Source organism: bacterium, from assembly GCA_020444325.1.
GTDB lineage: Bacteria > Bacteroidota > Ignavibacteria > SZUA-365 > SZUA-365 > BM516.
In genome coordinates, this window is the sequence record JAHLLD010000005.1 from 58,632 (window position 1) to 72,444 (window position 13,813).

At 57.7% G+C, this 13,813-nt stretch carries 8 protein-coding genes; 2 read left to right on the forward strand and 6 right to left on the reverse strand.

Annotation, left to right across the window (positions count from 1 at the left end; genetic code table 11):
• Positions 1 to 93: 93 nt before the first annotated feature.
• Both KQI65_08365 and KQI65_08370 read right to left on the reverse strand, forming a co-directional pair.
• Positions 94 to 3,108: a S8 family serine peptidase gene (locus KQI65_08365; GenBank protein ID MCB2204749.1), complete on the reverse strand. Its 3,015-nt coding sequence runs from the start codon at positions 3,106 to 3,108 to the stop codon at positions 94 to 96.
• Positions 3,109 to 3,275: 167 nt separating this feature from the next.
• The gene (locus tag KQI65_08370) at positions 3,276 to 6,281 is read right to left on the reverse strand and encodes a S8 family serine peptidase (protein MCB2204750.1); all 3,006 of its coding nucleotides are present in this window, start codon (positions 6,279 to 6,281) and stop codon (positions 3,276 to 3,278) included.
• A 241-nt stretch (positions 6,282 to 6,522) separates the two neighbouring features.
• On the opposite strand from KQI65_08370, the gene KQI65_08375 reads away from it, so the two are divergent.
• A complete protein-coding gene (locus KQI65_08375; GenBank protein ID MCB2204751.1) occupies positions 6,523 to 8,637 on the forward strand; it encodes a S9 family peptidase in 2,115 nt (704 codons plus the stop codon).
• A 139-nt stretch (positions 8,638 to 8,776) separates the two neighbouring features.
• On the opposite strand, the gene KQI65_08380 is transcribed toward KQI65_08375, so the two are convergent.
• From KQI65_08380 to KQI65_08395, 4 genes are all read right to left on the reverse strand, one after another.
• Positions 8,777 to 9,463, reverse strand: a complete 687-nt coding sequence (locus KQI65_08380; protein ID MCB2204752.1) for a T9SS type A sorting domain-containing protein — start codon at positions 9,461 to 9,463, stop codon at positions 8,777 to 8,779.
• A gap of 430 nt (positions 9,464 to 9,893) precedes the next feature.
• Entirely contained in the window at positions 9,894 to 10,328 is a 435-nt protein-coding gene (locus KQI65_08385; protein ID MCB2204753.1) for an NUDIX hydrolase, read from the reverse strand.
• Positions 10,328 to 10,660 (reverse strand): hypothetical protein, encoded by a 333-nt coding sequence (locus KQI65_08390; GenBank protein MCB2204754.1) that lies wholly within the window; start codon positions 10,658 to 10,660, stop codon positions 10,328 to 10,330. The genes KQI65_08385 and KQI65_08390 overlap by 1 nt, the downstream gene beginning before the upstream one ends.
• Positions 10,657 to 11,601, reverse strand: a complete 945-nt coding sequence (locus KQI65_08395) for a hypothetical protein (protein MCB2204755.1) — start codon at positions 11,599 to 11,601, stop codon at positions 10,657 to 10,659. Before KQI65_08395 ends, KQI65_08390 begins: the two co-directional genes overlap by 4 nt.
• 243 nt (positions 11,602 to 11,844) lie before the next feature.
• On the opposite strand from KQI65_08395, the gene KQI65_08400 reads away from it, so the two are divergent.
• Positions 11,845 to 13,809: a hypothetical protein gene (locus tag KQI65_08400; GenBank protein ID MCB2204756.1), complete on the forward strand. Its 1,965-nt coding sequence runs from the start codon at positions 11,845 to 11,847 to the stop codon at positions 13,807 to 13,809.
• The last annotated feature ends 4 nt before the right edge of the window (positions 13,810 to 13,813 follow it).

Below are 13,813 nucleotides of genomic sequence, written 5' to 3' on the forward strand. Positions count from 1 at the left end.
TAACAAAAATTGCGCGGATTCACGGACAGCAGCGGGGGCAAAAAAAACCGGCGCGGAAACCGCGCCGGCATGCTACTCAGATGTTGTCCATACTCAGTGAATGAGCAGGAGATTGCTGACGGCGGCATGGCCACCGGCCTGCACACGGAGGAGGTAGGAACCCGCTGCGAGGCGACCTGTCGGGAGGCGGTAGCTGTGGCTGCCTGCGTCGAGTACTGCCTCAGCACCTTCGACGGCCAGGCGTCCGAGGTTGTCGTAGATATCCACGCGCACTGTGCTGCGCTGCTGCAGCGTGAATCCGACGGTCGCACCCTGGGCCGAAGCGACGGAGAGCGGATTGGGATACACGTAATCGATCTGGAAACCTTCCGCGGTCACAGGCATGTCAACACCGGTGGTCGGGTTCAGCGGATCGAAATCGGAGCGGTACTTGAAGATGTTGAGTCCCGCCGCATACACATCGGTAAAGGCGGAGTTCGTAAAGGAAGCCGAGGTGGTGATGTTGGAGAAGCCGCCGGGCACTGCCTGCACGGTCCAGCTCTCGCCGAGATCCGTTGTCACCCAGGCATTGCCGCCCTGGATGAACCAGATGCGCCTGCCGTCACGTTCGGCTTCGAGGGAGCCTCCCGTGTTGACTTCGATTGTCTGTATCTGATTCCAGGTGCTTCCACCGTCGGAGGTAACGGCGAGCATGTTGCTGCCGCCCTGGTTTTCCTGCGTGGTGAAGCGGACCATGCCGCGCAGATTATCCGCGAAAGCCATGTCGACACTGTGCTTGCTGGGAGTGGCAATCGCTTCCCAGGTCAGACCGCGGTCCGTCGAGCGGTACACCTTGCTGTTGTTGGTGCCGAACCAGAGCGAGTCTCCCGCTGCACCATAGCTGTTGTTCCACCCGGCCTCACCTGACGGAGCAGCGGGGGGATTCGGAATCTGCGTCCAGCTCACGCCGCCGTCAGTGGTGGTAGCGATACCCCAGACACCGGCTTTCGGGTCACCCTGGAAGATGCCGTTCATGTCATCGAACATGTGGATCCAGTTGACGAAGCCGGTGATGCTGCTGACGGAAACGCCAGTCCAGTTACTGCCACCGTTGGTGGTGCGATAAATCTCGGCGGCGCCGGTTGTCGGACCCGTACCGACGAGGGCGACGTTGCCCGAGCGTCCTTCAACGCAGTACACGCCTTTTCCACTGGGATATCCCGAACCGTTTGCCTGTGCCCAGGAGCCACCGCCGTTGAGGCTGCGCACCATGATATCCTGGTTGGACACATGCGCGTTGCCCCAGGTCGCGGTGAGTGTGGATGCATCGAGTCCGGTAAAATACGGAGCGCCGAATGCGAGCACGGCATGCCATGCGTCGGCCAGATAGATCGTGACGCTTCCGGTAACATAGTCGACGTACTCGCCATCCTCGATACGCACGCGCACGGGGATACTTCCTTCAGATGTGGCAGGAGTCTCCGACAGTGCGATATCGAACTCAATGGTTTTCGTGTCGAAGGTCGACATGCCGCTGATCGAAAACTCGGAGGTGCCGGCGGATGCTATGGACGCATCATCGAGGTCGACGTACGCCATCGCGCCGGATGACGTCGGCGCCAGTACATTTTCGATTTCCATGGTCACATGCGCCTGCTGTCCGGGTTCGGTGAAGCGGTAGCCGCCGCCATCGAAACTGACCTGGAAATCCTTGAGCCGGATTCCGGGAATATCATCCATGTTGGCATTGACCGACACTGCCTTGAAGGCATTGATGCGGCCGTAACGCTTGCTCTCAGGTGCTGTGCCGAAGGGATCACTGGTGACGCGGATCTGCGTTGCCACCTGGTCCGGCGTCCAGTCCGGATGCACGGCAAAAACCAGTGCAGCCACGCCGGCCGCGAGGGGAGAGGAGAAGGATGTTCCGGTAGGACTCGTATATCCACCGCTTTTGCGGGTGGTCAGGATGCCGTTACCGGGCGAGTACACATGCACACTGTTGCCGTAGGTGCACCAGTTCGACGCCGCACCGCTGGATTCGACAGAGCCTACGTTCAGGACGTGATTGAAGGAAGAGGGATAATGCGCCAGGTAGTCGTTGTCGACGGGGTCGTTCCCGGAGGAACCGACTACGAGAGCACCCATGTCGGTGACATCGTCGATAACGTCCTGCAGTGCGCGAATGAAGCTGCCGGTGCTGCCCCATGAGCAGTTGATGACCTTTGCACCCATCTGTCCCGCGTAAAGAATGCCTTCATACCCCGCACCGATTCCGCTGGAATTATCCGCTGCGGCCTTGATGGCGAGGATCTTTGCACTGAAACCACTGCCGGCGATGCCGATACCGTTGTCGGTACGTGCCGCGGCGCAGCCGGAAGTGTTCGTTCCATGTCCGAGTGCACCGTCCATGGGATCGTTGTCCGGGTTCGGACTCTGTGACGAACCGTTTCCGATGAAGTCCCATCCGTGCCAGTCATCGATTTTTCCGTTGCCGTCGTCGTCGACGCCGTTGTTGCTCAGTTCGCCATTCGTTCCCCATTCGCCGGGGTTCGTCCAGATATTCTCGGCGAGATCTTCATGCGTCCAGTCCACGCCTGAATCCACATCGCCGATGACGATGGTCGAGTCGCCTTTGGTAATATCCCAGGCTTCCCGGAGCTTGAGGACGGTCAGGGCCCACTGCGATCCCTGACGGGAATCGCTCGGGATATAATGGAAGGGAAAGATGTAGTACGGTTCCGCATATTCCACAGAAGCATCGTTTTCCAGTTCGTGCGCCAGCAGGGCGGGATGATCGGCTGACGTGTATCGCACCTTGATCATGCGGTCCACGTTGTATTGCTGCGCGGATGTTTTCTGCAGTCCCATCTGGCGGCTGCTGTTCATCAGCTCAACGCGTGTTGCGCCGATACGCTGCAGAATATTGTCGATGCCGGAGATGCCGAGACGGTCACCGCCGGTCGTAAATGTCGTTTGCGGGCGGAGCTTGATGATGATCAGGTTGGGTACAACCTGCATACCGTCACGTTGCTGTGATGCGGCTGACGACCTGTCGGGACTGTCAGCCAGCGTACTGAAGGTGCAGAACAGCAGAAGCACTGCCGTGCACAGAGAGATACAAAACTTCATGAGACACCATGGTTGAGATTTGGAGAGAGAGAGGCTAAATATCAAGGAAAGATAGTAAAAAACCGTGGTGAGAATAAAGTGGAATCGATTTCCGGAATCTGCCTCGCCCGGAAACGAAAGAAGGGTCCCGTGTGGGACCCTTCTCTTCATCTCGCTGCTGCGCAATGTCAGTTGAGAATGCGCACCGTCTTGCTGACGGAAAGATCAGATGATGTCATCCGCAGGACATAGCTGCCCGCGGCAAGTCCGGCAGTCGACAGTCGCGCCGTGTGGCTGCCTGCGTGCAGGGTTGCACGGAAGACGTGACGGACCTTGCGGCCGTTGATGTCGTACAGAGCCATTTCCACGGGCATGCTGTTCGCCACGTTGAACTCCACGGTGATGCCTTCGCCGGCTGAAGAAGCAGGCTGTGGATACAGTGAAGAGATACCGAGCTGCTGCGGCAGCTGCACGCCCGGTTCGTCGACGTCGAGAACCTGGCGGTGGGGACTGGTGTAGCGGAATACTTCGATGCCAGCGGCATAGACCTTGGAAACGGCACCGTCATTCCACTCTGCGGCGTCGCTGATGAAATCGAAATCCCACGGCGCGGGCTGCACTTCCCATGTGACGCCGACGTCCGTAGTCACGTAGGCATTATTGTCGGTGAACACCCAGAGTCGTTCGCCGAAACGCTCCCAGACGATAGAGCCGTAAGGGACGTCGAGGTTGCTGACGATGGTCCAGTTCTCACCACCGTCGGTGGTGAGTGCCAGGGTGTCAGTTCCTTCGTCGTTCTGTCGCGAGAAGCGTGCGGCGCCGACGAGTTCATCACGGAAGCTGATATCGATGGAATTCTTGCTGGGCGTCGGATAGCTCGTCCACGTTTCGCCACCATCGACAGTTTTGTAAATGATACTGCTGTTGGTGCCGAACCAGCCGACGTTCTCGTTGACGAAATCATAGGAATTATTCCAGCCTGCTTCTCCGCTGGCCGCTGTCAGCGGCGTGCTGACGGGTGACCAGCTGAAACCGCCGTCGGTGGTTTTTCCGATGGCCCAGTTGCCATCTTTCGGATCGCCCTGGAACACGCCGTTTGCCTGTGAGAACATGTGAATCCAGTTGACGAAAGGCGTCATGTTCGAAACGCTGGAGCCCGACCACGACTGTCCGCCATCGGTGGTGAGGTAGATCCCCGCGTTGCCGCTGACGGGACCCGTTCCTACCAGTGCGGTGAATTCATCGATACCGTCAATACAGTACACGCCTTCTCCGTTTGGATAGCCTGTACCGAAGGCGAAGAGCCAGCTGTCACCGCCGTCATTACTGCGCACGGCGATATCCTGCGTCGGAACACTGTTTTCGGTGAAGTCGCCGGCCACCCAGACCGTCCAGCGGTCAGGCGAGTCGATGGAATTCCACGGGTAGCGGAGATCGAGAACGGTATGCATCTCATCCGTCAGGTTCACGGTCACGCGGTCCATGTCGAAATCCTGGTAGCTGCCGTCGGTGAAGCTCAGCATGATGGGCACATAGCCTTCCGAGAGCTTGCTGTCGGCATTCAGCGTAAACGTGAAGTTGAGCGTTTTCGTGTCCATGGTCTGCATGGCGCCGAGCGAGGCAGAAGTCATATCGAGGGTGCCGTACATCGGGTCGACGGAAACTGTCACGCTGGCGTCGGTGGTCGGTGCGAGACGGTTTTCGATGACCATTTCGATGTCGACGGTTTCACCTGCCTGCGTTACTTCATTACTGGAGGCGCCCATGACGGTGAACGATTTGATGGCGAGCCCGGGGATATCGCTCATGGTCGCGTTCTGCGTAAGCGCATTCAGAGCGTTTGCGCGTCCATAATACGTGGCGTCGCGGCTGGTCCCGAACATGTCCGAGGTCACGCGAATCTGCTGCAGCACCTGGTCGGGAGTCCAGTCGGGATGGATCGCGAAAATGAGTGCCGCGAGACCCGACATGTGCGGAGCGGAAAAACTGGTGCCGGTGACATTCTGATACCCGAAGCTCATCCGGGCTGCGGTGATGTCGGTTCCCGGCGCGCAGACATGAATGGAGGTGCCGTAGGCGGACCAGGTTGAAGCCTCACCATTTTTTTCGACGGAGCTGACGGCGAGTACGTGATCGAGGCTGGCGGGAACGAAGGGATTGATGTCGTTGTCGATCGCGGAATTACCCGCGCCGCCGACGACCAGCACGCCGTTCGCGTGCGCATAGTTGATTTCATCCTGCAGCACCTGGCTGATCAGCGCATTGCTGCCCCAGCTGGCATTGATGATCTTGCAGCCCATATCGACGGCGTAGCGGATCGCGTTGTAGCCGGCGATGCCGGAGGAAGCGTCATCATTCTGCGCTTTGAGAGCGAGAATCTTCGTGTTATATCCCACACCGGCAATGCCCTTGCCATTGTTGGTACGCGCCGCTGCAATGGACGCGCCGCTTGTCCCATGTCCATCGAAATCCATGGGATCGTTGTCGGGATTCGGCGTCTGCGTCGTGCCGTTGCCGAGGAAGTCCCATCCATGCCAGTCATCGACATACCCGTTGTTGTCGTCGTCGATGCCATTATTGCTGAGCTCGCCATTGGTGCCGTATTCGTCCACATTGATGAACAGGCTGCCGACGAGATCCTCATGATTGTAATTGACACCGGTATCGATGTAGCCGATGACGATCGTGGAATCACCCTTGGTGATATCCCAGGCATCTTCCATTTTAAGCATGCTCAGGGCCCACTGCTGCGACAGACGCGGATCGTCGGGCGTGTGCAGGAGACGGAAATTGAGATAGGGTTCCGCGTACTCCACCGCGGGATCGCGCGCGAGTTCCTGCGCGAGCATGCGGGGAGAAGCATCGGTATCGTAACGCACGAGCATGATACGGGCGAGACTCGCTTCTTCACTGCTGCGATAGCTCTTGCGCAATGCAAGCTGCCGGTGCAGCGGTTCGATCGAGGTCGCACCGACGCGCTGAAGGATGCGGTCGAGGCTGCTGATGCCGAAAGCCGTAGCTCCCGGCTGCACGTTGTTGTGATCTTTGAGTTTTACAAAGACGAGGCCCGGTACGATGTCCGCATCTTTCACAGCGGCGCTGGAGGAGGAGGGACGCTCCACTTCCTTGGCGAAAACGCTGGAGGTAAACGCGAACAGTACGAGCATTGCGAGAATTGGTACGGCTTTTCGCATAAGCAATCCAGAATACTATGTGGAGAAACATGAGCTGTATTGCGATAATATAGTGTATGCGCGAGACAGACGTAAGAGCTTCCATGGAGGATTCCGTGGAAAAATTGGTACCCGGATACAGTCCCTGCCTCAGCACAGGCTGTGGCGAAGAGAGAGCTTGCGGATCGCTCGGCTTCATTTCCTTCACGCTTTGTCACTATTTTAGAGAATGACCATCTATTCTACGCATAGAGGAAACCTCATGAACAGAAAACCATATTTCCTTTTTCTCATCTTCTTCCTGCTGGCCGGTTCGATGGCCGCGCAGGAGGGGGTCACCAAGCGTCCCATTCCCGCCGATCTTCAGCAGAAGCTCAAGGAAAAGATCGAGGCGGAGACAAAGGAGAAGATGCACCTGATCACCGCCGAAGAGCTGCTGGCTCTCAAGCGGGTGTACGCGCCTTCGGTTTCACCGGATGGCAAATGGGTGCTGTACGGTGTCACCACACCGGATATCGAGGAGAACCGCAGCAACAGCGATCTTTACCTCGTTTCGGTGGACGGCAATACCACGAAACAGCTGACGACATCACCCGCAGCCGATTACAACGGCGTGTGGTCGCCGGATGGAAAACAGATCGCTTTTCTTTCCACACGTGAGGGTGCGCCACAGGTGTACGTGATTTCCCTCAGCGGAGGTGAGGCTCGTAAAGTCAGCGACATGGAGAACGGCGTGTCGAATCTCAGCTGGTCGCCCGACGGCGCGTACTTCGCGTTTACGTCGGACGTAAAGATGGATGAAACCGTTGCGGAGAAGTATCCCGATTACGCGAAGGCCAACGTGCGTATTTATGACCACATCCCGGTGCGTCACTGGGATGAATGGAATGACGAAAAATACCGGCACCTGTTTATTCTCCCGGCGGAGGGTCACGGTGAGGCACGTGACCTGATGGCAGGAGAACGCTATGAGACGCCGCTCAAACCGTTCGGCGGAGCCGAGCAGATTGCCTGGGCACCCGACGGCAGCGAAATCGCGTACGTATCGAAGAAAGTGGCGGATTACGCGGAAAGCACGAACTCCGACATTTATGTGGTGGATATTGCAAGCGGGAATACGCGCAACGTCACGGAAGGGATGCAGGGCTTTGATCGCGATCCCCTCTATTCACCCGATGGCCGCTGGATGGCCTTTCATTCGATGAAGCGTGCGGGACACGAGGCGGACAGGAATCGGCTCATGCTGCGCGACCGTTCGTCCGGTACCATCTCCGAACTCTCGAAAACCCTCGATCAGTGGGTGGGACACACGGTGTGGGCACCCGGCAGTGATGCGTTGTACTTCGCGGCGGAAGACGGCGCGACCGTGCAAATCTACCGCATGGAAGTCAGTGACGGCTCGTGGGAAATACTCACAGGCGGAGTGTACAATCATGACGGCGGACTCGATGTCACTCCCGATGGCGACATGCTCGTCTATGGACGCAGAAATTTCAATGCTCCCACGGAAATATATATGCAGGAAGCGGAGAAAGGCGCGCGCGCCTGGCCGCTGACCAGTCAGAACACCGCCAAGCTCATGACGCTGCGCGATGTGCGTATAGAAGAGCGCTGGATTACCAGCACCGACGGAAAGAAGGTGCAGACCTGGGTGGTGTATCCGCCGGACTTCGATCCCGCGAAAAAATATCCCCTGATCACGTACTGCCAGGGGGGACCCCAGGCAACGGTCAGCCAGTTTTTCAGCTTTGCCTGGAATTTCAAACTCATGGCCTCGAAGGGATATGTCGTCGTTGCGCCGAACCGGCGGGGACTCCCCGGGTTCGGGCAGGACTGGAATGATGCGATCAGCCAGGACTGGGGTGGCATGCCCATGCAGGATATTCTGGCTGCGACCGACGTCATGCTTGCGGAACCCTATATCGACCGCAGCCATGTCTCCGCCATCGGTGCCAGTGCGGGCGGCTACGCCGTCTTCTGGCTGGCCGGGAATCATGAAGGACGCTTCAGCAGCTTTGTTTCCCACTGCGGGGTGTTCAACCTCGAAAGTATGTATGGCGCCACGGAAGAATTGTGGTTCACCAACTGGGAAAACGGTGGTCCCTACTGGGATGCAAAGTTCAAGGCCAACTACGACAAGCATTCCCCGCATCGCTACGCGCAGAACTGGGACACCCCGATTCTCATTATTACAGGCGAACACGACTTCCGTGTGCCGTACACCCAGAGCCTCGAAGCATTCACCGTCGCACAGGTGAAAGGCATTCCTTCCGAGCTCATCGTCTATCCCAATGAAAATCACTGGGTGCTGCATCCGCAGGAGCAGCTGATCTGGTTCGATGAATTTTTCGATTTCATCGGGACGTATAAAAAGTAACCGCATCTGCGTCGCGGAAGCTGACGCGCAATGCAGCGAACGCAGCCTGCCGATGAACGTACAGGATACAAAAATGCCCCGTTTCCGCTCATGAACACGACGGATTCGGGGCATTCCTGTGCATGGACTGCCAGTGGTGTTACTTGAGCAGCACCATGCGCCTCATGGAATAAAACTCGTTGGCGCGTAGTCGGTAGAAATACACCCCGGAGGCAAGAAGCCGTCCATCGCCGTCGCGTCCGTTCCAGGTCGTGTTGTAGACACCGGCTTCAAGCTGCCGGTCGACAAGCACGCGCTGAAGTGCGCCGTTGGCGTCGTAGACATCGAGTCTTACGCTGGACGCCTGCGGCAGTTCAAAACGAATGGTCGTACTGGGATTGAAAGGATTGGGATAGTTACCGTCGAGGCTGTAGCCATGTGCCGCGGCATCAAGTCTCTCGACAGCGGTCGTCGAAGGAAAATCCGTAGGGTCGCCGGGATTGGTCACCAGGGAAGGGTCGCCCGGGAAAGGCTGTCCGATACGCCAGCTTCCGTCCGGATCCTGCAATTCCTCACCGTTGGTGAAACCGTCTCCATCAGAATCAAGCGCAGCCAGCGCTTCATTCCATTCAACCTGTCCGGCCGAACCGGGAACAGAGAGATGATTCGCTTCAACTTCCTGGCCGAAGGCGTTGCGCGGTCCGCCCCCGCCGGGATTGACGTGGCAGTTCGCACACGATTTCAGGGTGCCGTTCGGGATCTGCGGCGCGCGGAAGCCGCGGGCAACAAGAAATGTTGCCGAAGCGAAGACCATCAAAGCGGCAACAAGAAGAAACCGTTTGTACATATATCAACTCCGTGCAGTATGTGTGAGAAAACGAGCCATACCGAACGCTCCTCATTTCACATTGCGGAAGGCAGCATCCGGGTGCGCAGCAACGAACAGGAAAACCTCGAGACGAGAGGAGAAAGCTGCTGTTTGATCTGAAGATTTGAGGCGTCCTGTTCGTTGCTGCAACCGGAAAATAGCTGCATGGTACAACCCGCGTGCCGCGTTGACCATGGCTGAGTTCGACAGATGGCGGCAGAATACTCCCAGTCAGGCAACGAAGGATTCGCCGCTTGCGTAACAGATCGTTTGGCTCAGGATGTTCGTTACACCGGAATTTTAATTTGAATTAATTAAAATTCAAAGGAAATTTTTTTTGCCCCGCTGGGAATGTAACTTTTCCCCAATTCAGGATATATGGGGTCCGGGTTTGGGATGGAAGGGGAGATCAGCTGATGAAGCGGTCAAGATTTTTCAGGAAACGTTTGAGCATGCGGCGCAGGGCTTTGCGGTCTATCAGGTTGGCCGCCTCGCTCGCAGGCACCCAGAGGCGCTTCCGGTCGCGTTCTTCCTCCCAGTGTTTCTGTGTGCGTGTGACCTCCATCGCGTAGACCTGGATACGGCAGGTGCCGTTCCATTTTTCGCGATGGTATTCGCCGACAGCCTCCTGATGCACGACACCCTCGACGCCGGCTTCCTCGAGAGCTTCTTTTCGGGCGGAGGCGCGGGGTGAGAGTCCCGGTTCGATCACGCCTTTCGGGAAGATCCAGTGCTTTTTCCCTTTGCTGGTGATAAGGAGTATTTCCACACCGTGTTTCCCGCTGCGGAAAGGTATGACAGAGGATTGTTCATAGAACCAGGAAGGGACGGACGGTCGTGCCATTAGATGAGATAGAGAAGAAGAAAGATGAGATAAAACAGCAGAGTTACCACTGCGGCTACGGCCAGATTGCGTCCGAGCTGCTTCCATGGCGTCGCACCGAGGGCGAAGCCGTAGCGGGCAGCGATGCCCCCGGTAAACAGCATGATGCCGGCGTAGCCGATTGTGGCAGCCCCGAGTGCGGGGAAATCCGCCAGCAGTGCGAGGGCAGGACCAAGAAAAAACAGCAGCACGCCCGCGCCCGCGCAGATAACGTAGATCCGGGAGTCAGCATGATCGGTGCGGGAGTCAGCATGATCGGTGCGGGAGTCAGCATGATCGGTGCGTGCGGTCATTCCGCCTGTCCGCTGTTATCGACATCGCTGTGGTCGACATCGCTGTGGTCGACAGCGCCGCTGTCCTGCATGGCCGGCTGCGTGGCCGGCTGTTCGGGAGGTGCGGATTCAAGGGCTTTCTGCCGGTCGAGTTCGCGGTAGTCGATCTCCGATCCCATCATGCTGTGGGGAATGAGGAAGATGAGCAGCATGACCACCGATGCGCCCACGACGGCCCAGCGGCGCGCAGGATGTTCGCGCAGGCTGTCGGCTTTCCAAATTGTCGCCAGTGCGATCAACCACGCGACCAGTGCGATCAGCGTTTTATTATCCGTGAGATCCATGCCGAAGGGGAAACCCGTCCAATATGCACCAAATGCATATTTCTGGACGATGGGACCGAAGATGAAGCCTCCGATGATCAGGAACACCAGCGTGGAATACAGGAGTTTGCGCGGTTTGCCTTCGCGGCGAATTGCTTCGAGTCCCGCCCTCGTAGAGATCAGCATGGCAAGAAACATGGCGATGACATGGGGAAGCAGAACACCGATCGGCACGGCACCTTTAAAGCGTGTCACCACGGTCTCTTTTCCCGGCACGCGGACAATCCCGTCCTCATGCTCGAGTTCGACGAAGTATTCGAGTTTTCCCGCCGGGGGCTGATGCGGCAGACTGCCCAGCAGCGAATCCCCCTTCTGCACGAGTGCAACTCTGCTCCAGGGATCATCGGTTTTATAGCGGCGGTATACGACGCTGCCCGTCACTTCGCCACTCGGACTCCGCATGGGGATGACCTGGTCGCCATCTCCACCATGTGTGCGTGTCAGGGAGTAATCGACGGATTGTGTTCCCAGCGTCACGCTGCCGTCCACCGGATAGGTGGGACCGGTGGTTCGCTGGTAGTAGGCGGATGCGAGCGTGATGATCAGTGCCAGGATCCAAAGGAGAATACTTCGTGCCATGCTGCCTCTCAGTCTAACGGTTATCGTGCAATATCGTGCTGAAAGGCCGTTGAGTGCAATGTCATGCAGTGGAATTTCACGCGATGGTCCGTATTTTGCCAGATGCATGAACAAGTCTCTCACAAGGAACCGAGGATGTACATGAGAATCCGCTCCGCGTATGTGCTCCCGCTGCTCATTCTTCTGCTGGCAGCGTGCACGCGCACTACAGAACAACCCCAGGATATTCCCGCCAAAAGCATCATGGAGAACACCATCAACGAAACCATTCGACTGCTCGTCGAAGATCATGGAGAAGCCCACCGTGAACGCATCGAACAGGGGGTCAGGCAGACCGCCGCGATGTGGCGGGAAGACGACGGCAGCGCAGACCTGTTCACCGAATTCTGCCGGGCGCAGTTTATCACCGATGAAGATCAGCTGTTTGAAACCTTTCAGCGTTTCCAGCATAATCTCATGCTGATCGACGGGTATCTGACGGAAATGAACCGCGATCTCACCATTCCCCTGCAGCTCGATACCGGTCCCATCATGCCCGTGGACTACCTCTTCGGGGAATTCGCACCGCATGCCCATGTGAGCGAGGACATGTTCAGCACGAAGCTCGCTTTCGTGGCACTGCTCAATTTCCCGCTCACCACCCTCGAGCAGCGCCTGGAGAAAGGCGACGACTGGAGCAGGCGCAAGTGGGCGGAAGTGCGGCTGGCGCAGCGCTTCGGTACGCGTGTGCCCTCAGCCGCATCCCAGGCCGTGGCGGCAGCATACACGACGGCTGACACCTACATCAGCAGCTACAACATCGTCATGCACAATGTGGTCAACGCTGAGGGCGAACGCCTGTTTCCTGAAGGACTCAAGCTGATCTCCCACTGGGGACTGCGCGATGAGCTGAAGGCGCAGTATGCGAAGCCTGACGGACTCGCGCGGCAGAATCTCATCTACGAAATCATGGAGCGCATCATCGCACAGGAAATCCCCGCCGATGTCATCGACAATGATGACGTCGACTGGTATATCGACAACAACGTCGTCGTGCCAGCAGGGACTGCGCCGGATGCCGACGCCAAAGCCGCCGAACGCGAAGCGGATACCAGGTATGCCATGTGGCTCAAAGTATTCCAGGCCGAACGGCATGTAGACCCCTACCACCCGGACAATCCGACACACATTGCGCGGCGCTTCAACGATGATCGCGAAATACCGGAGGAGCAGGTCGAGCAGCTGCTGACGTCCGTGCTGAGTTCGCCGCTCATTGGCGAGACCGCGAAGCTCATCAAGGCACGCCTGGGACGCGATCTGCTCCCGTTCGATATCTGGTATCCGGGCTTCAAGAGCAAACCCCCGCTCACCGAAGACGAACTCGATCGCATCGTCGGAAAGAAATATCCTGACGTGCAGTCCTTCGAAGCGGATATCCCGAATATTCTCGGGAAGCTGGGCTTCGCACGCGAGAAGGCACAGTATCTCGCCTCCAAGATCAGCGTCGACGCTTCACGCGGCGCGGGACATGCGATGGGTGCGGGACGACTTGTCGACAATGCGCATCTGAGGACGCGCGTCCCTGAAGGCGGGATGAAATACAAGGGATACAACATCGCCGTGCATGAACTCGGCCACAATGTCGAGCAGGTGATGTCTTTCCAGATGATGGATTACCCGATGCTGCGAGGCGTGCCGAACACGGCATTTACGGAAGGATTCGCCTTTGTCTTCCAGTCGCGCGATCTCGACCTGCTTGGCCTCCGTGCACATGACCCAGACGCCGAGGCTACGAATGTGCTCGACATTCTCTGGTCGACCTACGAAATCGCAGGCGTTGCCCTGGTGGACATGCGCAGCTGGCGCTGGATGTATGATCATCCCGACGCTTCCCCGGCACAGTTGCGCGAAGCGGTCACCTCCATCGCAAAGGAAGTATGGAATGCATATTTCGCTCCGGTACTGGGAATGAAGGATGAACCGCTGCTCGCCATCTACTCACATACTATCGATGCGGGACTGTATACCCCTGATTATCCCATGGGACATATCATCGCCTTCCAGGTGGAAGAGTATCTCAAGGACAGGAAGCTCGCCGATGAAATGGAGCGCATGTGCAAGATCGGGAATCTGTCACCCGACCTGTGGATGCGCAAGGCCGTGGGTGCTCCCATCTCAGCGGAACCTCTGCTTGAGGCCGCCGCCACGGCACTGCAGCGACTGCGCTGACCGC

Bases quoted from the DNA above. Each gene is read 5' to 3' on its own strand.
- KQI65_08385 (MCB2204753.1), bottom strand. From the start codon at position 10,328: ATGGCACGACCGTCCGTCCCTTCCTGGTTCTATGAACAATCCTCTGTC.
- KQI65_08390 (MCB2204754.1), bottom strand. From the start codon at position 10,660: ATGACCGCACGCACCGATCATGCTGACTCCCGCACCGATCATGCTGAC.
- KQI65_08370 (MCB2204750.1), bottom strand. From the start codon at position 6,281: ATGCGAAAAGCCGTACCAATTCTCGCAATGCTCGTACTGTTCGCGTTT.
- KQI65_08365 (MCB2204749.1), bottom strand. From the start codon at position 3,108: ATGAAGTTTTGTATCTCTCTGTGCACGGCAGTGCTTCTGCTGTTCTGC.
- KQI65_08375 (MCB2204751.1), top strand. From the start codon at position 6,523: ATGAACAGAAAACCATATTTCCTTTTTCTCATCTTCTTCCTGCTGGCC.
- KQI65_08395 (MCB2204755.1), bottom strand. From the start codon at position 11,601: ATGGCACGAAGTATTCTCCTTTGGATCCTGGCACTGATCATCACGCTC.
- KQI65_08400 (MCB2204756.1), top strand. From the start codon at position 11,845: ATGGAGAACACCATCAACGAAACCATTCGACTGCTCGTCGAAGATCAT.
- KQI65_08380 (MCB2204752.1), bottom strand. From the start codon at position 9,463: ATGTACAAACGGTTTCTTCTTGTTGCCGCTTTGATGGTCTTCGCTTCG.